This is a genomic window from Achromobacter sp. Root83 (assembly GCF_001428845.1).
Classification (GTDB): Bacteria; Pseudomonadota; Gammaproteobacteria; order Burkholderiales; family Burkholderiaceae_B; genus Achromobacter.
In genome coordinates this window covers 475,242-498,746 of the sequence record NZ_LMIU01000001.1, presented here as the reverse complement: position 1 = coordinate 498,746, position 23,505 = coordinate 475,242, and the positions used below count along the sequence as shown (strand labels likewise).

Below are 23,505 nucleotides of genomic sequence, written 5' to 3'. Positions count from 1 at the left end.
CAAACGCCCTCCTAAGCGCCGAACGGACGCTTGCGATGGTAGGCGGCCATCTTCTCGGCGGTCCAGCGCTGCCGGGCGTCATCCTGACAGCAAGTGCGGTACACCAGCGCTCCAACATCCAGGAATCGCTTCACGTCCGCGTCGGACAACTTGCCCTGCACCTGCAGCAGGCAATCCGCCAAGGCGGACAGCACACCATCCCATCCGTCAAATTTGCCCGGCGCGACGGGCTGAGTGATCATGCGCGCCATCATTTCACTATGATCCATGCTGAATCCCCCTCCAACGCGGTGCCGTCGGCCCATACGCCAGCAGCAACGCCGCGCTGTCCAGCAGCAAGGCGCGTACCCGGCGCTAACGCGTCGGCATTTGTCCCCGCACCGGGTCCGGCGCCCGCCCCCGCAGCAGCGCATCCGGATGGGCTTGCAGATAGTCAGACAGTTCGCGCAGGGACCGGGCCGTTCGTGCCAGTTCCTGCAGTGCCACCCCCGTGTTGACGGGAAGACCGGCCTCGGGGTTCAGCAATCCCCCCACCGAGGCCAAGGACCTGCCCGCCTGCCGCAACACAGCCACCGCCTCAGGCGCCAATTGCCTGTCCAGACGCGTGACCAGACTGGCGGCGCCGCGCATCACATTGCTGAGTTCCGAGCCCAGCCCATCGAAAGGCACCCTGTCGAGTTTGGTCAGGATGCTGCTGATCTGCTGTGTAAGCTGGTCCAGGTTGTTGGGAACGGTCGGAATGAACGGCGCGTCCTCCATCTTGAACGTCGCGGGTTTCGCGTCGGGGAATACCGCCATCGCCACGTATAACTGGCCGGTCAGCACATTGCCGATGCGCAACTGCGCCCGCAGGCCGTGATCGACCATGGCCGCCATCAGTTTGCCCGACGGGTGCTCCAGAGTGGACCCCGAGTAGTCCTTGATTTCTTCAAAGGTCTTGGCGCCAAGCCGCTGGGGATACAGCGTGGCGCCCACCACCGCATAGAACTGGTTGGTCGTCCTGTCCAGTTCCAGGTCGATGGAGTCCACCTGTCCGATCGTGGCGCCAAAGGAATCGATGGGAGCCCCGACGACCAGCCCCCGGACCGATTGGTCGAATCGCATCCGGATCCGCAACGGCATGCCGTCGGGCTGGGCGCGGGCAGCCTCTTCGGATGGATAGATGACAAACGACGCATCGGCCTTGGCCGCTGCATGCTCCCGAGGTGCGACCGAGTCGAACGCCACCCCGCCCACCAGCACGGACAGCAGTGACTGGGAATGCATTTGAAGGCCGCGCGCGTCCACCGAAAAATCCACGCCGCTGGCATTCCAGAAGCGGGTGCCCTCGTTGACGAAGACATCGTTGGGCGCGTCGACGAAAACCTGCACGTTGACGCCCTTGCCGCTGCGATCCAGGTGATAGCCCACCACCTGGCCTACGGCGATGCGCCGGTAGTAAATGGGGGATCCGATATCCAGCGAGCCGAGATCCCTGGCATTCAAGGTGAATCGCTTGCCCGGGCGGTCCTGAGCCACTTCGGGTGGGACTTCCAGCCCGGTGAAAGAAAATTTGCTGGCCGTCGCCCGCCCGTTCTTGCCCTTGTGCCCCGCCGGATCCAGACCGATGTAGGCGCCCGAGAGCAAGGTGCCCAGGCCGGACACGCCGCTCAAGGTCAGGCGCGGACGCACCACCCAGAACACGGTGCCCTCCTGCAACAGGCCGCCCGCCTCTTTGTCGAGGCGCACCGTCGCCACGACGCCGGTGCGCTCCGGGTTCAAGGCCACCCGCTGGACGATGCCGATGTTGACCTCTTTGTAACGGACCTGGGTCTTGCCGGCCTCGAGTCCTTCGGCCGTCTGGAAGCTGATGGTGGCGGTGGGACCCGCCTCCATCCATACCCGCAGCACCAGCAGAAGTCCGCCCAGCGCCGCGATGATGGGCACCAGCCAGATCCAGGAAAGCCGGCGCCCTCGCCGCTTTTGCGGGGGCGCTTGACCGTCGGCAGGGCCAGTCTCAGGCATTGAGGGAATCCTCTTCGAGCACGCGTCCGGACTCTAGGCACAATCCCTTAGAAGATTCGCGCCGGCAACTCCGGCGCGCAAGAGGGGAATTCCCGATATGGGTAGCTACCGGGCCCGACGCTGCGCCGGCGAGCGCGGGCTGGCGCCGCTGGGCTGCATGGCCCCGGTCAGAATTCGGGCAGGTCGAACAGCGTGTGCAAAGTGGAACTGGGCACGGGCACGGACGCCAGGTGCTCCCGACCGTTGTCATCGGTCAGCACGCGCACGGCGCGCGAGGCCACGGTCAGGCCATCCACGCTTACCGCCGTTTCGACTTCCGCGCCATCCTTGATGGATTCGATGACCTCGGAGGCCGCCGCCGTCATGGGTTCGGTGACCCAGCCGGGCACGCCGCGCACGGCCTGGCCCCAGCGCACATAGGCGATATGCCCGCTGACGGGTTCTTTACGAACGGCGACGATTACGTACAAAGACATCCAGGCCTCCCTAAAGTGTGGCCTGGATCGTATAACAACTCGGCGTATCCGCGATGACGGCCAAGGTCAGGGTTCGATATCGATGGGAGCAAAGGACTTCACCAGATCATCCAGCCTCTTGAGCTGCGTCAGAAAGGGTTCAAGCTTGTCCAACGGCAAGGCGCTGGGGCCGTCGCATTTTGCGTTCTTGGGGTCGGGGTGGGCTTCCAGGAACAGGCCCGCCAGGCCGACCGCCATGCCGGCGCGCGCCAGTTCCGCCACCTGCTCGCGGCGTCCGCCGGACGCGGCATCCAGCGCCGAGCGCTGCTGCAGCGCATGCGTCACGTCAAAGATCAGCGGGCGATTGCCGGTGACCTTCTTCATCACGCCAAAGCCCAGCATATCCACGACCAGATTGTCGTAGCCGAAGCTGGTGCCGCGATCGCAGAGGATCAGCTTGTCGTTGCCTGCCTCGGTGAATTTTTCGACGATATTCAGCATTTGGGTCGGGCTGAGGAACTGCGGCTTCTTGATGTTCACCACCCGCTGCGTCTGGGCCAGCGCGACCACCAGGTCCGTCTGGCGCGCCAGGAACGCCGGCAGTTGCAGGATGTCCGCGACTTCGGCAACCGGAGCGGCCTGCCACGGTTCATGCACATCGGTGATGACGGGCACGCCGAATTCCTTCTTCACCGCCTCGAAGATCTTCATTCCCTCTTCCAGGCCCGGCCCGCGATAGGAATGGATGGACGAGCGGTTGGCCTTGTCGAACGAGGCCTTGAACACGTAAGGAATGCCCAGCTTGCTGGTCACGCGCTGGTACTCTTCGCAGGCGCGTAGCGCAAGGTCCTTGGACTCCAGCACGTTGATACCGCCGAACAACACGAACGGCCGATCGTTCGCGCAGGCGATCGAGGAGGAAATTGCGACTTGTGGGGCGGTCATGATGGGTGAATCCTGTAGGAATATGGCAGGTGATAGTGCGTAATGTACAACCTGCCAAAGCCGGTTTTTATTCCGGGCGCCCCTTTCCCCCGTGATTGGCGGCCCAGGGCCGAATGCGCCGGCGCCGAAAGGTGCAACAGGCCATGTACGCCTGCACCAGCCGTATAGCCCCTTGCCGTGGTCCCCTTCGGCACTCGCCAGTGCGCGTTCAGCGCGTGGATGCCCTCGAACGCCAGAGCGGACTAGGCGCTCTGGCTGCGCCAGGCACGTTCCGCCGCGGGCTCGCTTATCAGCCGATAGGCGATGGCTCCGATGATGGCACCCGCTATCGGGGCAACCCAGAACAGCCAAAGTTGCTCGAGCGCCCAGCCTCCCACGAACAGCGCGGGGCCGGTGGAGCGAGCGGGGTTGACCGAGGTGTTCGTGACCGGGATGCTGATCAGATGAATGAGCGTCAAGGCGAGGCCGATCGGGATCGCGGCGAAGCCCGCCGGCGCCCGTTTGCTGGTGGCGCCCAGGATCACAAATAGAAAGCCGGCGGTCAGCACCACTTCGGCCACCAGCGCCGACAGCATCGTGTACTTGCCGGGTGAATAGGCGCCATAGCCGTTGGCGGCGAAGTGGCTGGCCTTCAGATCGAACCCCAGCTTGCCGTTGGCGATGCAGGCCAGCACCGCCGCCGCCGCGATGGCGCCCAGCACCTGGACAATGACATAGGGCAGGATTTCCCGGGCCGGGAAACGGCCACCCGCCACCAGGCCGATGGTGACCGCGGGATTGAAGTGTCCGCCAGAAATATGACCCACCGCGAACGCCATGGTCAGGACAGTCAAACCGAAAGCCAGCGCAACGCCCGCGAAGCCTATGCCCATCTCCGGAAAGCCCGCAGCCAGCACCGCGGCGCCGCAACCGCCCAGCACCAGCCAGAACGTGCCAAAGAACTCCGCGCCGCAGCGCTTGGTCAGCGAGTACATGTCCGCTCCTCGAAAACGAAAGCCCAACGGTATCGCCAAGCGCGAACGGCAACGTTAAAGAAGTGCAAATCTTGACGATTCTGCAGGCGCCGGCAGGCGGCCGTGGCCGCCTTCACCAAGGTACCTGCATCGAAGTCATGGGGGGATCATGCAGAGGGGCGATACACAAAGACGTAGATGTGCCGCGCTACGCCGGCGCGCCCCGCTGTTGGCCCGCGCGGCGGGATCAGGGATCGATCATGGCCCGCGCCGGCACTGTCAGGCGCCGAAGAGAATTCCCAGACGGCTGTTCCACGTGTCGCCATAGCCTTTGCCCGCAATGGGGAATCTGATCAACGGCCTTTTGAGATCACTGGTGGAAAAGTCGAAGTGGACATTCTTGAACGAAAGCCCGCCATTGCTGGAGGTCTCGGTCCACTTCAACTGCCATTGCCTGATGTATGAAAAATCAAGGACTTCGCCCGGATCCTTGGCCCCCGACACCATGCACAATTTCTGGGTCTGGGGATCGAATGCGATGACGACCTTCTTGTCCTTGTCGCTAAGAATCAGTTCGCTGTCGACGCTGGTCTCGGGAAAGGAAGTACCCAGTCGTTGATTGTGTTCGCGAAACTTCGCCAGCAAGGCCTTGTGCCGTTTCTGCTGACGGTAAATTGCCCACGCGATCAACGCAATAATCGTGACGGCGAAGGAGATGATATTGAACATGTCGCGGTTTTTTCCGTAGCTTATGGAGGCGGTACGGCGTTAACGGCTATGGGGGCGAGAACTTTAGTGAAGGATTTCGGCAGCTCGCGGCCTTCGGTGACGAAGTGCCAAAAATATATGTATGCACAAAAAAGCCCTTTCCCCACTCATTTATTGTGCATACATTAACTACATGGACATCACATTCGCTTCCGCTAAAGAAGCTGGGCCGTCCGAAGGCTGATGTCACCAAGGAGCGCATCACAATTCGCCTATCGCCGGACGTGCTGGAGCGCTTCCGAGCAACCGGCTCCGGATGGCAGACGAAGGTGGATGCGGCGCTGCGTGATTGGTTGAAGACCCACACCCCGCATTGAACGGTTGGCGGTGGACCAGGATGGGGCATTGGCTGCGAATTCTTGTTTTTTAGCAGTCAATCAGCAACCCACCCTACCTACTAAACCATTGATCTGAAAGGTCTTTCCAATACGGGATCAACGATTCTAATAATGGTGCGAAGGAGGGGACTCGAACCCCTACACCTGTTACGGCGTCAGGACCTAAACCTGGTGCGTCTACCAATTTCGCCACCTTCGCAATAGGCCAAGCCCGCTATTGTAGCTTGCTTGGTAAAATCTTGCGTCATGAATCCGCGCCTCGATGCCCTACACCCCTACCCGTTCGAAAAACTGCGGGCTTTGCTGGCTTCCGCCAGCTCGCAGCCGGACGGCCTTGCGCCCATCAATCTGTCGATAGGCGAGCCCAAGCACGCCGCGCCGGAGCGTGTCGCGCAAGCCATCCGCGACAATCTCGCAGGGCTGTCCGTCTACCCGTCCACCAAGGGCGATGCCGCCCTGCGCCGGGCGATATCCGATTGGCTGGCCCGCCGCTACAGCATTCCCGCGCCCGACGCCGAAACGCAGGTGCTGCCGGCGCTGGGTTCGCGCGAGGCCTTGTTTGCGTTCACGCAGACCGTGATCGATCCGGCGGCCGGTTCGGTGGTGATCTGCCCCAATCCCTTCTATCAGATCTATGAAGGGGCCACGCTGCTGGCCGGCGCCACGCCCTACTTCGTCAACGCCGACCCGGTGCGCAATTTCGCTTGCGACTGGGGCCAGGTGCCGGACAATGTCTGGAAGAAGACGCGCCTGGTGTTCGTGTGCTCGCCGGGCAACCCCGCCGGCAACGTGATGTCGCTGGATGAATGGGAAGCGCTGTTCGAGCTCTCCGACCGCCACGGCTTCGTGATCGCGTCGGACGAGTGCTATTCCGAGATCTACCTGGACGAGGGCAATCCCCCGCTGGGCGGGCTGCAGGCGGCGCGTCGCCTGGGCCGCGACGACTACCGCAACCTGGTGGCGTTCTCCAGCCTGTCCAAGCGTTCCAATGTGCCGGGCCTGCGTTCGGGCTTCGTGGCGGGAGACGCGGCGCTGATTGGCCGCTTCCTGCTGTATCGCACGTATCATGGAAGTGCGATGAGCCCGCTGGTGTCGGCGGCCAGCGTCGCGGCCTGGACGGACGAGGCGCACGTCAAGGAAAACCGGCGCCAGTACCGTGAAAAATTCGATGCGGTCGTACCCATCCTGCAGAACGTGCTGGATGTGTCGCGTCCGCAAGCCTCGTTCTACCTGTGGGCGGCCACGCCGGGATCGGACTCCGCTTTCGTTCGCGACCTTTATGGCCGCACCGGTGTTACCGTGCTGCCGGGAAGTTTTCTGGCGCGGGAAGCGCATGGCGTGAATCCGGGCCATGGCCGCATCCGCATCGCCCTGGTGGCGCCTTTGGCTGACTGCGTGCAGGCAGCCGAGCGCATCGCCCATTTTGTACATACCTCTGTTTGATCAACCTTTAAAAGCTGAGCCGCTATGACTCTCGACCTGCAGACCACCATCGAAAAAGCCTGGGATGACCGGGCCAACCTGTCGCCCTCCGACGCCAGCGCCGAAGTGCGCGAAGCGGTTGAGCACACCATCGACGGCCTGGATCTGGGCCGCCTGCGCGTGGCCGAGAAAATCAACGATGACTGGGTTGTGCACCAGTGGATCAAGAAGGCCGTGCTGCTGTCGTTCCGCCTGAACGACAACGCCATCATGGGCCAGGCCCCCCTGCAGTTCTACGACAAGGTGCCGCTCAAGTTCTCGGATTTCGGCGACAACGCCTTCAAGCAGGGCGGCTACCGCGTGGTTCCGCCGGCCGTGGCCCGCCGCGGCGCCTTCATTGCCCGCAACGTGATCCTGATGCCTTCCTACGTGAACATCGGCGCCTATGTCGACGAAGGCACCATGGTCGACACCTGGGCCACGGTCGGTTCGTGCGCGCAGATCGGCAAGAACGTCCACCTGTCGGGCGGCGTGGGCATCGGTGGCGTGCTGGAGCCGCTGCAGGCCAACCCCACCATCATCGAAGACAACTGCTTCATCGGCGCCCGCTCGGAAGTCGTTGAAGGCGTGGTGGTCGAAGAGAACTCGGTGCTGGCCATGGGCGTGTTCCTGTCGCAAAGCACCAAGATCTATGACCGTGCCACCGGCAAGATCACCTACGGCCGCGTGCCGTCGGGTTCGGTGGTGGTGCCCGGTTCGCTGCCGTCGGCCGATGGCTCGCACAGCCTGGCCTGCGCCGTCATCGTCAAGCGTGTCGACGCGCAAACGCGCGCCAAGACCAGCATCAATGATTTGCTGAGGGCTTGATGAGCAACGCGTCCGTACTGGATCTGGTCAAGGACCTGATCGCCCGCCCGTCGGTCACTCCGGCGGATGAAGACTGCCAGGCGGTGCTTGCCGCCCGCCTGCAACGCATCGGTTTCACCTGCGAGACCATCGCGCAGGGCGGCGTCACCAATCTGTGGGCCCGGCGCGGAAGCGCCGCGCCGCTGACGGTCTTTGCCGGCCACACCGACGTGGTGCCGCCGGGGCCGCGCGAGAAGTGGGACAGCGATCCGTTCGTGCCCACGGAACGCGACGGCTGGCTGTATGGACGCGGCGCGGCCGACATGAAGAGCTCGATCGCCGCCTTCGTGGTGGCGGCCGAGGAATTCGTGGCGGCCCATCCGCAGCACGGCGGTTCGATCGCCCTGCTGATCACTTCCGACGAAGAAGGTCCGTCCGTCGACGGCACCGCCATCGTCTGCGACGCGCTGAAGGCGCGGGGCGAACAACTCGACTACTGCATCGTGGGCGAACCCACGTCCGGCGACGTGCTGGGCGACACCTGCAAGAACGGCCGCCGCGGCTCCTTGTCGGGCAAGCTGACGGTCAAGGGCATCCAGGGCCACGTGGCCTACCCGCATCTGGCGCGCAATCCCGTCCACCAGCTTTCTCCGGCCCTGGCCGAGATCGTCGGCATTGAATGGGACCAGGGCAACGAGTATTTCCCGCCCACCACGTTCCAGGTGTCGAACCTGAACTCGGGCACCGGCGCCACCAACGTGGTGCCGGGCGAAGCCGTGGCGCTGTTCAATTTCCGATTTTCCACTGCCAGCACGCCGGAAAGCCTGAAGCAGCGCGTGCATGCGGTGCTGGACAAGCATGGCCTGGAATATGAGCTGGACTGGGAACTGGGCGGCGAGCCTTTCCTGACCCCGCGCGGTTCGCTGACCGACGCGCTGGTGCAGGCGATCCACGCCGAGACCGGCGTCACCGCCGAGCTCTCGACGACCGGCGGCACGTCCGACGGCCGCTTCATCGCCAAGATCTGTCCGCAAGTCATCGAGTTCGGCCCCGGTAACGCCACGATCCACAAGGTCAATGAACGTGTCGCGGTGGCCTCGCTGGACCCGCTCAAGAACATTTATCGGCGCACGCTGGAAAACCTGCTGTTGCCTAAGTAAGACTGCGCTACGCGACCTCTCTGCCCCCCTTGCGGGGGCATTTCTCCCTTTGGGCGCCAAGCCCTTCGGGCGGTGAAAAGAATGCCTACTATGAATCAATCCTCCCGCGAAGAACTGCAGACCCTGCGCGATCTTATCCGTTACGGCGTCTCGCGCCTGAACGGCGCCCAGGTGGCGCTGGGGCACGGCAGCGACAATGCCTGGGACGAGGCGGTCTACCTGACGCTGCACGCCCTGCACCTGCCGCTGGACACGCTGGAGCCGTTCCTGGACGCCCGCGTGATCCGCGAGGAACGCGACCGCGTGCTGGACCTGCTGGATCGGCGCGTGACCGAGCGCGTGCCCGCCGCCTACCTGACCAACGAGGCGTGGCTGCGCGGCCATCGCTTCTACGTGGACCAGCGGGTGATCGTGCCGCGCTCGCCCATCGCGGAGCTGTTGGACGCGGGGTTGTCGCCCTGGGTACAGGACGCGCTGGCCGTGGAAAACGTGCTGGACATGTGCACCGGTTCAGGCTGCCTGGCCATCCTGTCCGCGCTGGCGTTCCCGTATGCGCATGTGGATGCGGTCGACGTTTCCCAGGACGCGCTGGCCGTGGCGCGCCGCAATGTCGACGATTACGGACTGACCGACCGGCTGGACCTGCACGAAAGCAATCTGTTCGACAACCTGCCGGCCCGCCAGTACGACGTGATCGTCTGCAATCCGCCGTACGTGAACAGCGGATCGATGAACGCCCTGCCCCAGGAATACCTGCATGAGCCGCAACTGGCGCTTGCCGGCGGCGACGACGGCATGGACCTGGTGCGCCGCATCCTGGCCGCGGCGCCGCGCTATCTGACGCAGGATGGCGTGCTGGTGCTGGAGATCGGCCATGAACGCGACTTCTTCGAGGCTGCCTTTCCGGCGCTTTCGCCCGTCTGGCTGGATACCGAAGAAGCCTCGGACCAGCTTCTGCTGCTTACCCGCGAGCAACTCAGCCTGTGATACGCGCTACTGGATTGACCCTGCGCCGCGGCACGAAAGTGCTGCTGGACGGCGCTGAATTTGTCGTGAACCCGGGCGAACGCGTGGGCATCGTGGGCAAGAACGGCGCAGGCAAGTCTTCGCTGTTCGCGCTCCTGACCGGGGCGCTCGACCTGGACGCCGGGACCCTGTCCGTGCCCGTGGGCTGGCGCATCGCCAGCGTCGAGCAGGAACTGCACGCGGACGACCGCCCTGCCCGCGAGTTCGTCATCGACGGCGACACCCACCTGCGCGCGCTGCAGGCCAAGCGCGCCGCGCTCTCCGACGATCACGGCACCGAGATCGCGGAAGTGGAAGCCGCGCTGGTGGAAGCCGGCGCCTGGAGCGCGCCCTCGCGCGCCGAGCAGTTGCTGGCCGGCCTGGGCTTCAAGCCCGCCGAATGGACGCAGCCGGTCGAGAGCTTTTCAGGTGGATGGCGCATGCGCCTGGCGCTTGCCCGCGCGCTGATGGCGCCGTCAGAACTGCTGCTGCTGGACGAGCCCACCAACCACCTGGATCTGGACGCCATGCTGTGGCTGGAGAAATGGCTGGGGGCCTATGACGGCACCGTCATGCTGATCTCGCACGATACCGAGTTCCTGGACGCGGTCGCCAAATCCATACTGCATTTCGACCATGCCAAGCTGACACGCTACCGCGGCGGCTACGGCGACTTCCTGACGCAACGCGCCGAGCGCCTGCGCCAGACCAATATCGCCTACGAACGCCAAACCCGTGAATCGGCCCGGTTGCAAGGCTTCATTGACCGTTTCAAGGCCAAGGCGTCCAAGGCCAAACAGGCGCAAAGCCGCGTCAAGGCGCTGGCGCGCATGCAGGTGCTTGCTCCCTTGCAAGCCGAAGCCGGCATCGACATCCGCATTCCCTCGCCGGACCAGGTGCCCGATCCGCTGCTGACCCTGGAGCACCTGTCGGCCGGCTACACCGACGCCGCCGGCAACGCCGTGCCCATTCTGCAGGACGTGACGCTGATGGTGCGCGCGGGCAGCCGCGTGGGGGTGCTGGGCGCCAACGGCGCGGGAAAAAGCACGCTCATCAAGACCCTGGCCGAAGAGATCCCCGTGCAAGCGGGCGAACGCCGCGCCTCGCGCGGCCTGGCCATCGGCTACTTCCACCAGCACCAGCTGGACATGCTGGACGTGGACAGCACGCCGATCGCCCACCTGGCCCGCCTGGCGCCCGATGCGCGCGAACAGGAATTGCGCAACTACCTGGGCGGTTTCGGATTCTCGGGCGACACGGTGACCAGCAAGGTCGGCCCCATGTCCGGCGGCGAAAAGGCCCGCCTGGCGCTGTCGCTGATCGTCTGGCAGAAACCCAACCTGCTGTTGCTGGATGAGCCCAGCAACCACCTGGATGTGGAGACGCGCGAGGCCCTGGCCACGGCGCTGGCGGATTTCGGCGGCAGCATGCTGCTGGTATCGCATGACCGCCACCTGCTGCGCACCACCGTGGATAGCTTCTGGATCGTGGCGGACGGCGCGGTGCGCGAGTTCGACGGCGACCTGGAGGACTACCGGGACTGGCTGGCGGCCCGCAATGCGGACGAGCGCGCCGAAGCGCGCGAGAACGCCGACAGCGGCGAACCCGTCGTCGACCGCAAGGCGCAGCGGCGCGCGGAAGCCGAACTGCGCCAACGCCTGTCGGCCTTGCGCAAGCCGCTGGAATCCAAGCTGGCCAAGGTGGAATCCGAAATGGAAAAACTGCGCACGAAGCTGCATGCGCTGGATGCCGTCATTGCAGACCCGGATCTGTATTCCGATGCGCGGCGCGCGGAACGCCAGAAGGTCATGGCGGAACACGGCGAACACGGCAAGCGCATGGGCGAGCTGGAAGAACAGTGGCTGGAACTGCAGGGGTCTTTGGAAGAGATAGACCAGACCGAAGCCTGATCCGCGGGGCAGCGGCTCAGGCCGCCACCGGCGCGGGACCGTGCGCGGGCAGACTTGCCGCGCACCGCCGGGCCTGATGTTACGAGTACGGACGCTCGCGCAGGCGGGTGTGATTGTCGATCACGGTATCGATCACTTCACGCAGGATGGTTTCGGCCAGGGCGGGCGGCACGCCCGCCTCCAGCGCCAAGCGGCGAATGCGTTCGACCTGTTGGGCTTCGCGCTTGGGATCGACCAGATCCATGCCGTGGTTCGTCTTGAGCTCGCCGATCATGTCCGTGCAACGGAACCGCACGCCCAGCAAGAGCATGATCTGCTGGTCGATTTCATCGACCTCGGCGCGCAGGGACGCCAACTCGGCTTGGGGAGAATCTTTGTTGGCCATGTGTGTCAACCCTGAACAATGTCAAGCTTGGCGATGCCCAGCGCCAAGGTCTTGGCGCCTACGTCGCGGAATTGGATTTCCGCCTGGGCGTCCTGTCCCGCGCCGCTCAGGCCGATGATCGTGCCATCGCCAAACCGCGCGTGATGGACGCCCTGACCCACACGATACTGCTTGTCGCCCACCGTGACGCCCGTGGCGATGCCACGGGGTTGACGCGGCGCAATGGTATTGGTCGGCTTGCGGCCAAAAGCGTCGCCGCGGTTGCCGCCGCCCCAGCCCGCGCCCGTGGCGCTCACGGGAGCCAGCCCGGCCTTGGGCGACAGCCATTTCAGGTGCTGTTCGGGGATTTCGTCCAGGAAGCGCGAACGCATGGCGTAGCGGGTCTGGCCATGCAGCATCCGGCTTTGCGCCAGGCTGATGTACAGGCGCTGCCGCGCACGCGTGATCGCCACGTACATGAGGCGGCGTTCCTCTTCCAGTCCGGAGGGCTCCAGGATGCTGTTCTCGTGCGGGAACAGCCCCTCTTCCAGGCCGGTGATGAAGACGGCGTCGAACTCCAGGCCTTTGGCGGCATGCACCGTCATGAGCTGGACGGCATCCTGGCCCTGCTGGGCCTGGTTGTCGCCTGCTTCCAGCGCGGCGTGGGACAGGAATCCCGCCAGCGGGGTCAGGCCTTCGGCCGCCACGATGGGCGCGTCCACCACGCCCGGCATGAGCGTCGAGGAGGCGCCCTGGTCGGGCACCACGCCGGCAGGCATGCCGTCGTAGTTTTCCTCGGAGGCGAATACGGCCGCGGCCGTGATGAGTTCGTTCAAGTTCTCCAGCCGCTCGGCGCCTTCGCGTTCGGCCTTGTAGTGGGCGTTCAGCCCACTGGCCTCGAGCATGTGCTCGACCATTTCCGGGAGCGGCAGATCGCGCGTTTCTTCGATCAGGCGATGGATCAGTTGCGCGAACTGGGCCAGGTTGGATCCGCCCTTTCCGCCCACCAGCGCGACTGCGGCGTACAGGCTGGAGTCATGCGCCCGGGCTGCGTCGGCAAGCTGCTCGAGCGTGCGTGCGCCAATGCCGCGCGTGGGGAAATTGACGACCCGCATCCACGACGTGTCGTCGTGGGGATTGGCCATCAGGCGCAGGTAGGCCAGCGCGTGCTTGATTTCCTGGCGCTCGAAAAAGCGCAGTCCGCCGTACACCTTGTACGGAATGCCGGCGGAAAAGATGGCATGTTCGAGCACGCGCGACTGCGCGTTGCTGCGATACAGGACGGCGATTTCACGGCGGTCGCTGCCTTCGTGGATCAGGGAGCGGATTTCATCGACGATCCACTGCGCTTCCATGCCGTCGGAGGGCTGCTCGATGACGCGCACCGGCTCGCCTTCGCCTTGATCGGTCCACAGATTCTTGCCCAGGCGGCCCGTGTTGTGCCCGATCAGCGCATTGGCCGAATCCAGGATGTGGCCGAAGGAACGATAGTTCTGCTCCAGGCGGATCACGGTGCCGTGCGCGTAGTCGCGCTCGAAGTCGGCCATGTTGCCGACGTTCGCGCCGCGGAACGCATAAATGGACTGATCATCGTCGCCCACGGCGAAGATGGCCGCGCCGCCGCCGGCCAACAGGCGCAGCCACTTGTACTGCAATGTGTTGGTGTCCTGGAACTCGTCGACCAGGATGTGGCGGAAACGGCGCTGGTAGTGCTCGCGCACCGGCGCGTTGCGCGACAGCAGTTCGTAGGCGCGCAGCAGCAGCTCGGCGAAGTCCACCACGCCCTCACGCTGGCACTGGGCCTCGTAGAGCTGGTAGATCTCGATCAGGCGGCGCCGGTGGGCGTCGTAGGCCTCGACGTCCGGCGGACGCAGGCCCTCTTCCTTGGCGCCGTTGATGAAGCGCTGCACATCGCGGGGGGGATACTTTTCGTCGTCGACGCCGTTGGCCTTCATGAGGCGCTTGATAGCCGCGAGCTGGTCGGTGACGTCGAGGATCTGGAAGCTCTGCGGCAGGCCGGCGTCGCGGTGATGCGCGCGCAGCATGCGGTTGCACAGGCCGTGAAACGTGCCGATCCACAACCCGCGGGTGTCGATCGGCAGGATCGCCGACATGCGCGCCAGCATTTCGCGGGCGGCCTTGTTGGTGAACGTGACCGCCAGAAGCCCAAAAGGCGAGGCCTGGCCGGTTTGAATCAGCCAGGCCATGCGGGTGGTGAGTACCCGGGTCTTCCCGCTGCCCGCCCCGGCCAGGACCAGGGCGTGCTGCGGTTCTAACGTTACTGCGGCGCGTTGTTCAGGGTTGAGCTTCTCTAGCATCATGCCGCGTAGCGGCGCAGATGTTGAGCAAATTGCTCGAGCCCGGCGATGCCGCTTTGCTGGGCGCGCTGGCACCAGGCCTGCAGGTCATTGAGGAGCTGTTCGCTGCTGGCGCTGGAGCTTTCCCAGATACGGCCGAGTTCACGGCGCATCTGCACCAGCGTGGAGAGCGACTTGTTCTGGGCAATTGCCTTGTCCACGGCGGCAAGCTGCTCGGGTTGCAGGATGTCTTCGTTGCGGTGGATGGCGCGGCGCACCTGGTGCAGCTTGGTGTAGCCGCATTCGGCGTTGCCTTCCTGGCGCGAGGCCTTCAGCTTGCTGAGTTCTTCGCGGGCAGCGCTTTTGATCACGTCCGCGTAGCGGGCCATGACTTCGTAGCGGTGCGTGATCACGCCTTGCAGCGTGCGCAGGTCGATGCCGGTGCGGGAGTCGTCAAGCTTCAGCTTGGGCGCAACCTTCTTGATCTTGGCCAGGCCGAAGAACTTCAGGATGTTGATGTAGCACCAGCCGATGTCGAATTCATACCACTTGGCCGAGAACTTGGCCGACGTGCCATGGGCGTGGTGATTGTTGTGCAGTTCTTCGCCGCCAATCACGATGCCCCAGGGGAACACGTTGGTGCTGGTGTCCGGGCTGTTGTAGTTGCGGTAGCCCCAGAAGTGGCCGATGCCGTTGACAACGCCGGCCGCCCAGAAGGGAATCCAGGCCATCTGCACCGCCCACACCGTGACACCCATGGCGCCGAACAAGGCGACGTCGATGGCGAGCATGCTCAGCACGCCCCACAGGCTGTGCTTGCTGTAGACGTTGCGCTCGAGCCAGTCGTCAGGTGTGCCGTGGCCGAACTTGGCCATGGTTTCCTTGTTGTTCGATTCTTCGCGATACAGTTCCGCGCCGCGGAACAGCACCTTCCAGATACCGAACAGCATGGGCGAGTGGGGGTCGCCTTCTTTTTCGCATTTGGCGTGATGCTTGCGGTGAATGGCCACCCATTCCTTGGTGACCATGCCGGTCGTCATCCAGAGCCAGAAGCGGAAGAAGTGCATGACAGCCGGATGCAAATCCAGACCGCGGTGCGCTTGGCTGCGATGGAGAAAAACCGTGACCGCAACAATCGTGATGTGCGTCACGACCAAAGTGAAAACGACGACCTGCCACCAAGTGGCTTGGGTCAGACCGCCGGCAATGAAGGAGAGGATGTAATCCATAAAGCTGTTATGAGCCTCGCTTGAGAAGTGGCTGAAGTTTAGCCTACCTTAGCCGTCTGATGACAATCTAGTTTCAAAATAGTTTTTGAGCGAAATCAAGGACTAAGCCAACGTTTTGAGCAAAATTCGCCACGCTCGCCACCGCGCTGAGCGATCGAAAGACCTGGACTTGCCGAGTCCCGCGCCTAGGGCGGGCCGCCCGGGCTACGGGCGGAAGATTCGCAATGGCACCAGGATTTGGCTACATTTCGCGATTAAAGTTCCTGTCAGCGAGGCCGTTTCGTCTTGAAGACGCCACGCTACGAGAGCACACTTCATGCCCGGCGCCTTGCCCGCCCACTGTCTTTTTTGTCCCACTGATGTCGCACAAACAAATGCGTCCCCAATTTTATTCCGTTCTGGCCGTGATCGGAATGGCTCTGTCCGCCCCTGCTTTGGCGCAAACGCTGAAATCGGGGGATGTCGCCGTGCTGGCCTCTTACTATGAGATCCGCGGGTCGGATTGCCTGGCGTTGCGGGCGCCCCGCGTGGCGATCACCCAGATGCCGACGCTGGGCAAGGCCAGCATTCTGCAGACACGCGGCCAGTCCAACAATTCCGGCCGTTGCGCCTACAAAGCGGTGCCGGTGGCGCAGGTGGTCTACCAGGCCGATCAGGCCGGCTCCGACACCCTGTCCTGGGAAGTGAAGTACCAGAACAAGACCATCGGCACGCGCCGCTACAGCGCCACCGTGGGGGTCACGCCGGCTCCCTGAGCCGGCGCGGGGCCTGTGCAGCCTTAGGCCTTGTCTTCCTTGCCGGCCTCGTCTTCCGGCCCAGCTTCGACAGCGGTGGAGGTATCGGCGCCGCTGTCCGCCTGAGGCGCAGCCCCGGCTTCCACGTCCATCCCGGTGTCGGCGTCACCCTCGGCCGCGACGGCTCCGGTGGCCTCGGCGTCATCCGGGGCGGCGGCCTTCTTCCTCCGTTCGAAAACGGCGGCGAAGAAGCCGTCGGTGCCATGCACGTCAGGACGAAGCTGCACGTACGGGCCCTCGAGCTTCAGCGTTTCGCAACGGGAGCCCAGGATTTCGGCGGCGTCCACGCGCTCGAAGTCTGGATGGCTGGCCAGGAAACGCTCGGCCTGCACTTCATTTTCCTCGGCCAGCAGGCTGCACGTGGCATAGACCAGGCGGCCGCCCGGGGCCACGCAGCGCGCGGCGCTGTTCAGGATGCGTTCCTGCAACTTGCCCAATTCGGCCAGCGCCTCGGGGTGCTGGCGCCACTTCAGATCCGGATTGCGGCGCAAGGTGCCGATGCCGCTGCAAGGCGCATCGACCAGCACGCGCTGGGCCTTGCCGGCCAGACGCTTCACCCGGGCATCGTTTTCGCTGTCGATGACGACAGGCACCACGTTGGACAGGCCGCTACGCGCAAAGCGCGGCTTGGCGCGCGCCAGCCGGGCCGCCGACACGTCGAAGGCGTACAGGCGTCCGGTCGAGCGCATCAGCGCGCCCAGCAACAGGGTCTTGCCGCCCGCGCCGGCGCAGAAATCGATGATCATTTCGCCGCGGCGCGGTGCGACCAGCAAGGCCAGCAGTTGGCTGCCTTCATCCTGGACTTCGATGCTGCCGTTCTCGAATTGCGGCCACCGGTTGATGGCGGGACGCCCCTCCATGCGGATACCCCAAGGGGAAAACGGCATGGCCACGGGTTCGTAGCGGCCGGCGCTTTGCTGCAGTTCGGTCAGCATGGCGTCCCGCTCGGCCTTGAGCGGATTGACGCGCAGGTCCAGGCTGGCCTGGCGGTTCAGCGCGTCAACCAGCGTTTCGGGGCTGTCCATGACGCTCAGGCGCTCGTCCAGCCAATCGGGGATGCTGCCCCGCACGGCGCGGGGCAAGGTCGCCAGGTCGATGTGCGATACGCGCTTGAGCCACTCCGCTTCCGCCGCGTCCATGCCCTCTTCCAGCGCCTGTGCGCCCAGCGTCGCGTTCAGGCCCAGGATCGCCAGGCGGCGCGAGGCCGGGCCAACGCCGCTTTCGCCGAACTGGCGGTAGCGGCGCAGGTGGCGCAGAACGTCGTAGACGGCTTCGGCGACTTCGGAGCGGTCGCGCGCGCCCAGGTTCGGATGGTGGCGCAGCCAATGCGACAACGCGGCGTCGGCCGGATACGTCCACTGCAGGATCTCGCCCAGGACGCGCTGCACCTGATCGATCCGAATAGCGGCGTACGACTGGCGCGGACGATTGAACTGGGGCTTCTGCGGCGCATGGTCGCGGTCGCCGCCACGGTCTTCACCGCGCTGGCCGCCGTAGGACGGACGCGAGTCCGGCCGGCCCTGGCCTTCGCGGCGCTCCGAATTGTACGAACCACGCTCGCCGCCACGATCTTCACCGCGCTGGCCGCCGTAGGACGGGCGCGAATCCGGACGGCCCTGGCCTTCACGGCGCTCCGGACTGTAAGAACCACGTTCGCCGCCACGATTTTCACCGCGCTGGCCGCCATAGGACGGACGCGAATCCGGGCGGCCCTGGCCTTCGCGGCGTTCCGGGCTGTAGGAACCCCGTTCGCCGCCGCGGCTTTCACCGCGCTGGCCGCCGTAGGACGGACGCGAATCCGGGCGGCCCTGGCCTTCGCGGCGCTCCGAACCAAAGGACGCACGTTCGCCGCCGCGGTTTTCACCACGCGGGCCGCTGTAGGACGGACGCGAATCCGGACGGCCCTGACCTTCACGGCGTTCCGGACTGTAAGAACCACGTTCGCCGCCACGGTTTTCACCGCGCGGGCCGCCGTGGGACGGACGCGAATCCGGACGGCCCTGACCTTCACGGCGTTCCGGGTTGTAGGAACCGCGTTCGCCGCCACGGTTTTCACCGCGCGTGCCGCCTTGGGACGGACGCGAATCCGGACGGCCCTGGCCTTCGCGGCGTTCCGGGCTGTAGGAACCGCGTTCGCCGCCGCGGTTTTCACCGCGCGGCGCGTCGAAGGACGGGCGCGCTGCCGGACGGCCGCCGGGGCGCTCTTCGCGCACGCGCTCGCCGCGCTCACGCTGGGGCGCCTCGCGGGCGTCGCCCTTGGGACGCGAGAAAAAGGACCGACCGTCGCGTCCTTCGGAGGCGGCCCTCGGGGTGCCTGCCGGACGGGAACGCGGAGATTGGGGTTTAGTCATGGTGTGTTCCAGTGGGGCGGAGGAAGTTCCGCCCGGTAAATTCGATTCGGGGCCGCTCAGGCGGCCGGCGACCAGGTGAAGAGGCGTTCGGGATCGCCTTGGACATCCACGCGATGGTCGTTCGTCAGGGTAACCCGGCCTTCGGCCAGCCAGCGCACGGCAGCCGGAAAAGCCTGATGTTCCACCGCGAGGACGCGATTGGCCAGCAGTTCCGGCGTGTCGCCGGCCACGACGGGCACGCAGCCCTGGGCGATGATGGGACCGTGGTCCAGGACCGGGGTGACGAAATGCACGGTGCAGCCATGCACGCGCACCCCAGTCGCCAACGCCTGCGCGTGGGTGTGCAGCCCGGGAAATGCCGGCAGCAGCGACGGATGGATGTTGACCAGCCGGCCCGCATAGTGATTGACGAATCCCGGGGTGAGGACACGCATGAAGCCGGCCAGGATGACGTAATCGGGCGCATAGCGATCGATTTCGGCGGCCAGCGCCGTATCGAAGGCTTCCCGGCTGGCGTAGTCCTTGTGATACAGCGCGGCGGTGGGAATGCCCTGCCCGGCCGCCCAGTCCAGCCCCCCGGCGTCGGGGCGGCTGGCGATTACGGCGGCGATTTCCGCCGGCCAGCCCTGGTCGCGGCAGGCCTCGGCCAGCGCCTGCATGTTGCTGCCCCGCCCCGAAATCAGGATGACGAGGCGGCGCTTGGTAGAAGAAATTTCCGGCAAGATAAAGAATTCCAAGGGAAATCGGGCCCGCCCAACCCCAAAATCCGGCACGCGTCACGGCCAGCGCGCGCGGTGCAAGAGGGGATTGGAACAAACCCGGAATCCAAAATTGTAAACTCTCGCTCGTGAAACCACCGCTGCGCATCTACCGATCCCTGCCCCCGCCCGACCGCCGCGCGCCTTGTGCGCTGACGATCGGCAATTTCGACGGCGTCCATCGCGGGCACCAGGCCATGCTTGCCCGCGTCTGCCACGTGGCCCGCGAACGCGGGCTGACGCCCGCCGTGATGACTTTCGAACCGCATCCGCGGGAGTATTTCGCCACCCTGAACCACCGCCCCGAGCTGGCGCCCACCCGGATTTCCGGGCTGCGCGACAAGCTGGCCGCGCTGGCGCGCTACGGGATCTCGCAGGTCGTGGTCGAGCGGTTCAACGCCCGCCTGGCCGAAATGTCGGCCAATGCCTTCATCGAGAATCTGCTGGTGCAGGGCCTGCAGGCCAAATGGCTGCTGGTGGGCGAGGACTTCCGTTTTGGACACAAGCGCAGCGGCGATATCGATCTGCTGCGCGAAGCGGGCATGCGGCACGGCTTCGACGTCCAGACCCTGGCCGACGTGACCGACCGCCAAGGCCACCGCATATCCAGCTCGGAAGTGCGGACCGCGCTGGCGGTGGGCGACCTGGAACGCGCTCGCCACCTGCTGGGGCATCCCTACCATATCAGCGGCCATGTCATCCATGGCCAGAAGCTCGGCCGCACGCTCGGCTTTCCCACGATGAACCTGCGGGTGGCCGAGAGATGCGCCGCGCGCTCGGGCATCTATATCGTCCAGGTTTATGGCCTGGCCGAACGCGCCCTGCCCGCGGTGGCCAGCCTGGGCGTGCGCCCGACCGTCGAAGACCGCGGCCGCGTGCTGCTCGAGGCGCATCTGCTCGACGAGACCGTCAACGCATACGGTAAACTCGTACGCGTCGAATTCCTGCAAAAGCTGCGGGACGAAGAAAAATTTCCTGATCTCCCTTCCCTGACTGCCGCCATCGCCGAAGACGCGCGAAACGCGCGCGCCTATTTTGCCGTTCATGGACTATAAAAAGACCCTCAACCTGCCCGATACCCCCTTCCCCATGCGGGGCGACCTTGCCAAGCGCGAGCCCGCCTGGATTTCGCAATGGGAGGAAAACCACGTCTACCAGGCGATCCGGGCGGCCAGCCGCGGCCGGCCGCGCTTCGTGCTGCATGACGGCCCGCCCTATGCGAACGGCGACATCCACATCGGCCACGCGGTCAACAAGATCCTGAAGGACATCATCGTCAAGAGCCGCAACATGGCGGGCTATGACGCGCATTACGTGCCGGGCTGGGATTGCCACGGCATGCCGATCGAGATCCAGATCGAAAAGAAGTACGGCAAGCACCTGCCCGTGGCCGAAGTGCAGTCCAAGGCCCGCGCCTACGCGCTGGAGCAGATCGACCGCCAGCGCAAGGATTTCAAGCGCCTGGGCGTGCTGGGCGAGTGGGATCGTCCGTACATGACGATGAACTTCAGCAATGAAGCCGACGAGATCCGCGCCCTGGGCCGTATCCTGGACAAGGGCTATGTGTTCCGCGGCCTGAAGCCCGTGAACTGGTGTTTCGACTGCGGTTCGGCGCTGGCCGAGGCTGAAGTCGAATACGCAGACCGCGTCGATCCCGCCGTGGACGTCGCCTTCCCGTTCGCCGATCACGCCAGGCTGGCCAAGGCCTTCGGCCTGAATTCGGTGGACGACGGCGCCATCGTGATCTGGACCACCACGCCCTGGACCATCCCGTCCAACCAGGCGCTGAACGTGCATCCGGAAATCGAATACGCGCTGGTGCGCGTGACGCCCGTGCCCAAGTTCGGCCCGCTGCTGCTGATCGCCAAGGAACGCGTCGAAGCCTGCCTGCAGGCCTGGAAGCTGGAAGGCGAGGTCATCGCCACGGTTCCCGGCGAAGCGCTGTCGGGCATCGAATTCCGCCATCCGCTGGCGCAGTTCAACGCCGCTTACGACCGCAAGTCGCCTGTCTATCTGGGCGACTACGTGACCGCCGATTCCGGCACGGGCGTGGTGCACTCCGCGCCTGCCTACGGTATCGAAGACTTTGTGTCGTGCAAAGAGCACGGCATGAAGGACACCGACTTCATCAGCCCCGTGATGGGCGACGGCAAGTACGCGGACAGCCTGGCGCTGTTCGGCGGCCTGTCCATCTGGGACGCGAATCCCAAGATCGTCGAGGCGCTCACGGAAGCCGGCGCGCTGATGCACGTCGAAAAGCACAAGCACAGCTACATGCACTGCTGGCGCCACAAGACTCCGATCATCTACCGCGCCACCAGCCAATGGTTCGCGGGCATGGACGTGGCGCCCAAGGACGGCAGCCCCACGCTGCGCGAGTCAGCGCTGGCCGGCATCGACGCCACCGCCTTCTACCCCGCATGGGGCCGCGCCCGCCTGCACGCCATGATCGCCAACCGCCCGGACTGGACGCTGTCGCGCCAGCGCCAGTGGGGGGTGCCGATGGCCTTCTTCGTGCACAAGGAAACCGGCGAGCTGCACCCGCGCACGTCGGAATTGCTGGAACAGGTGGCGCAACGCGTCGAACAAGGCGGCATCGAGGCCTGGCAGGCGCTTGAACCGCGCGACCTGCTGGGCGACGAAGCCGACCAGTACGAGAAGAACCGCGACACGCTGGACGTGTGGTTCGATTCGGGCAGCACGCACGCCACCGTGCTCGGCGGCAAGGACGGCGACTTCGCCGGATCGCATGGCGCGGAACTCGCCTGGCCCGCCGACCTGTACCTGGAAGGCTCGGACCAGCATCGCGGCTGGTTCCACTCGTCCTTGCTGACCGGCTGCATGCTGTATGGCCAGCCGCCTTACAAAGCCCTGCTGACCCACGGTTTCGTGGTCGACGGCCAGGGCCGCAAGATGAGCAAATCGGTGGGCAACGTGATCGCCCCGCAGAAGGTGTCCGACTCCCTGGGCTCGGAAATCCTGCGCCTGTGGGTAGCCTCCACCGACTACTCCGGCGAACTGTCCATCTCGGACGAGATCCTGAAGCGCGTGGTGGAAGGCTATCGCCGCATCCGCAACACGCTGCGCTTTTTGCTGGCCAACCTGGCGGACTTCGACGCGGTGACGCAGGCGGTGCCCTACGGCGACCTGTTCGAGATCGACCGCTACGCGCTCGCCATGACCGCGCAGATGCAGTCCGAACTGCAGACCAACTACGAACGCTACGACTTCCATCCGGCGGTTTCGCGCCTGCAGACGTTCTGCTCGGAAGACCTGGGTGCGTTCTATCTGGACATCCTGAAAGACCGCCTGTACACCTCCGCCCCCGGCAGCCTGGCCCGCCGCTCGGCGCAGACGGCGCTGCTGGACATCACGCAGACGCTGCTCAAGCTGATGGCGCCTATCCTGTCCTTCACGGCGGAAGAGGCCTGGAAGGAACTGGTTGGCTCGGCATTGAAGAACCAGGCCGACGCGGCCCGCACGACCATCTTCACCGAGGTCTACCACGCGCTGCCGCCTTTCGCGGACGCCGACGCCCTGTCGGCCAAGTGGACGCGCCTGCGCGCCATCCGCGCCGACGTCCAGCGCAAGCTGGAAGAAGTGCGCACGGCCGGCGATATCGGTTCATCGCTGCAGGCCGAAGTGGACTTGTACGCCAATGGCGAAGACCAGCAATTGCTGGCCAGCCTGGGCGATGACCTGCGCTTCGTGCTGATCGTCTCGCGCGCCACCGTGCACGCGGGCGGCAACGAAACCCGCATCGAGGTCACGCCGTCGGCGCACAAGAAGTGCGAACGATGCTGGCACTGGCGCCTGGATGTGGGTCAGGACACGGATCACCCCGAGATCTGCGGCCGTTGCGTGTCGAACCTGTTCGGTTCGGGCGAAGCCCGCGACAAGGCTTGA

Annotated in this window: 20 protein-coding genes, 1 tRNA gene and 1 pseudogene; 10 read left to right on the top strand and 12 right to left on the bottom strand. The window is 65.0% G+C overall.

Annotated elements, in window-relative coordinates:
- Positions 1-11: 11 nt before the first annotated feature.
- From ASE30_RS02225 to ASE30_RS02200, 6 genes are all read right to left on the bottom strand, one after another.
- Positions 12-269 (bottom strand): hypothetical protein, encoded by a 258-nt coding sequence (locus ASE30_RS02225; RefSeq protein ID WP_057282618.1) that lies wholly within the window; start codon positions 267-269, stop codon positions 12-14.
- An 85-nt stretch (positions 270-354) separates the two neighbouring features.
- Positions 355-2,004, bottom strand: coding sequence for an intermembrane transport protein PqiB (locus ASE30_RS02220; protein WP_057282617.1), 1,650 nt, complete (start codon positions 2,002-2,004; stop codon positions 355-357).
- Positions 2,005-2,171: 167 nt separating this feature from the next.
- Entirely contained in the window at positions 2,172-2,480 is a 309-nt protein-coding gene (locus tag ASE30_RS02215; RefSeq protein ID WP_057282616.1) for a hypothetical protein, read from the bottom strand.
- 66 nt (positions 2,481-2,546) lie between these two features.
- Positions 2,547-3,404 (bottom strand): 3-deoxy-8-phosphooctulonate synthase, encoded by an 858-nt coding sequence (kdsA, locus tag ASE30_RS02210; protein WP_057282615.1) that lies wholly within the window; start codon positions 3,402-3,404, stop codon positions 2,547-2,549.
- 242 nt (positions 3,405-3,646) lie between these two features.
- Positions 3,647-4,378, bottom strand: coding sequence for an aquaporin Z (aqpZ, locus tag ASE30_RS02205; protein WP_156407512.1), 732 nt, complete (start codon positions 4,376-4,378; stop codon positions 3,647-3,649).
- A 258-nt stretch (positions 4,379-4,636) separates the two neighbouring features.
- A complete protein-coding gene (locus ASE30_RS02200; protein WP_057282614.1) occupies positions 4,637-5,086 on the bottom strand; it encodes a hypothetical protein in 450 nt (149 codons plus the stop codon).
- A gap of 194 nt (positions 5,087-5,280) precedes the next feature.
- Between ASE30_RS02200 and ASE30_RS29350 the strand changes: the two are divergent.
- A pseudogene (locus ASE30_RS29350) lies at positions 5,281-5,442 on the top strand (BrnA antitoxin family protein); the annotation flags it as partial.
- A gap of 133 nt (positions 5,443-5,575) precedes the next feature.
- Here the strand turns inward: ASE30_RS29350 and ASE30_RS02195 are convergent.
- A tRNA-Leu gene (locus ASE30_RS02195) sits at positions 5,576-5,662 on the bottom strand.
- Between the two features lie 47 nt (positions 5,663-5,709).
- On the opposite strand from ASE30_RS02195, the gene dapC reads away from it, so the two are divergent.
- From dapC to ASE30_RS02170, 5 genes are all read left to right on the top strand, one after another.
- On the top strand, positions 5,710-6,906 hold the full coding sequence (gene dapC / locus ASE30_RS02190) for a succinyldiaminopimelate transaminase (RefSeq protein WP_057282613.1): 1,197 nt from the start codon (positions 5,710-5,712) through the stop codon (positions 6,904-6,906).
- A gap of 24 nt (positions 6,907-6,930) precedes the next feature.
- Positions 6,931-7,752 (top strand): 2,3,4,5-tetrahydropyridine-2,6-dicarboxylate N-succinyltransferase, encoded by an 822-nt coding sequence (dapD, locus tag ASE30_RS02185; RefSeq protein ID WP_057282612.1) that lies wholly within the window; start codon positions 6,931-6,933, stop codon positions 7,750-7,752.
- Complete coding sequence (gene dapE, locus ASE30_RS02180) at positions 7,752-8,891, top strand: succinyl-diaminopimelate desuccinylase (RefSeq protein WP_057282611.1); 1,140 nt, start codon at positions 7,752-7,754, stop codon at positions 8,889-8,891. Before dapD ends, dapE begins: the two co-directional genes overlap by 1 nt.
- A gap of 90 nt (positions 8,892-8,981) precedes the next feature.
- Positions 8,982-9,878 carry a 50S ribosomal protein L3 N(5)-glutamine methyltransferase gene (gene prmB, locus ASE30_RS02175; RefSeq protein WP_057282610.1) on the top strand — a complete coding sequence of 299 codons (897 nt, stop codon included), beginning with the start codon at positions 8,982-8,984 and terminating at the stop codon, positions 9,876-9,878.
- A complete protein-coding gene (locus tag ASE30_RS02170; RefSeq protein ID WP_156407510.1) occupies positions 9,875-11,806 on the top strand; it encodes an ABC-F family ATP-binding cassette domain-containing protein in 1,932 nt (643 codons plus the stop codon). The genes prmB and ASE30_RS02170 overlap by 4 nt, the downstream gene beginning before the upstream one ends.
- Positions 11,807-11,885: 79 nt before the next feature.
- Here the strand turns inward: ASE30_RS02170 and ASE30_RS02165 are convergent, their stop codons facing one another.
- Genes ASE30_RS02165 through ASE30_RS02155 form a run of 3 tightly spaced genes read right to left on the bottom strand, consistent with a single transcriptional unit; the run spans position 11,886 to position 15,624 of the window.
- Complete coding sequence (locus ASE30_RS02165) at positions 11,886-12,191, bottom strand: chorismate mutase (RefSeq protein WP_057282608.1); 306 nt, start codon at positions 12,189-12,191, stop codon at positions 11,886-11,888.
- 5 nt (positions 12,192-12,196) lie between these two features.
- Positions 12,197-14,491, bottom strand: a complete 2,295-nt coding sequence (locus tag ASE30_RS02160) for a UvrD-helicase domain-containing protein (RefSeq protein ID WP_057282607.1) — start codon at positions 14,489-14,491, stop codon at positions 12,197-12,199.
- A complete protein-coding gene (locus ASE30_RS02155) occupies positions 14,488-15,624 on the bottom strand; it encodes a fatty acid desaturase (RefSeq protein WP_369819295.1) in 1,137 nt (378 codons plus the stop codon). The genes ASE30_RS02160 and ASE30_RS02155 overlap by 4 nt, the downstream gene beginning before the upstream one ends.
- Here ASE30_RS02155 and ASE30_RS29850 point away from each other — a divergent pair.
- Complete coding sequence (locus tag ASE30_RS29850; RefSeq protein ID WP_369819301.1) at positions 15,544-15,720, top strand: hypothetical protein; 177 nt, start codon at positions 15,544-15,546, stop codon at positions 15,718-15,720. The genes ASE30_RS02155 and ASE30_RS29850 overlap by 81 nt on opposite strands.
- A gap of 350 nt (positions 15,721-16,070) precedes the next feature.
- A complete protein-coding gene (locus ASE30_RS02150; protein WP_369819283.1) occupies positions 16,071-16,451 on the top strand; it encodes a hypothetical protein in 381 nt (126 codons plus the stop codon).
- A gap of 23 nt (positions 16,452-16,474) precedes the next feature.
- Here ASE30_RS02150 and ASE30_RS29845 read toward each other — a convergent pair whose 3' ends face one another.
- Together ASE30_RS29845 and purN are read right to left on the bottom strand one after the other, a co-directional pair.
- Positions 16,475-17,878, bottom strand: coding sequence for an RsmB/NOP family class I SAM-dependent RNA methyltransferase (locus ASE30_RS29845; protein ID WP_057283227.1), 1,404 nt, complete (start codon positions 17,876-17,878; stop codon positions 16,475-16,477).
- Between the two features lie 1,019 nt (positions 17,879-18,897).
- Complete coding sequence (purN, locus tag ASE30_RS02140; RefSeq protein ID WP_156407541.1) at positions 18,898-19,554, bottom strand: phosphoribosylglycinamide formyltransferase; 657 nt, start codon at positions 19,552-19,554, stop codon at positions 18,898-18,900.
- A gap of 134 nt (positions 19,555-19,688) precedes the next feature.
- On the opposite strand from purN, the gene ASE30_RS02135 reads away from it, so the two are divergent.
- Positions 19,689-20,654, top strand: coding sequence for a bifunctional riboflavin kinase/FAD synthetase (locus ASE30_RS02135; RefSeq protein ID WP_057282604.1), 966 nt, complete (start codon positions 19,689-19,691; stop codon positions 20,652-20,654).
- The gene (gene ileS, locus ASE30_RS02130) at positions 20,644-23,505 is read left to right on the top strand and encodes an isoleucine--tRNA ligase (RefSeq protein WP_057282603.1); all 2,862 of its coding nucleotides are present in this window, start codon (positions 20,644-20,646) and stop codon (positions 23,503-23,505) included. Before ASE30_RS02135 ends, ileS begins: the two co-directional genes overlap by 11 nt.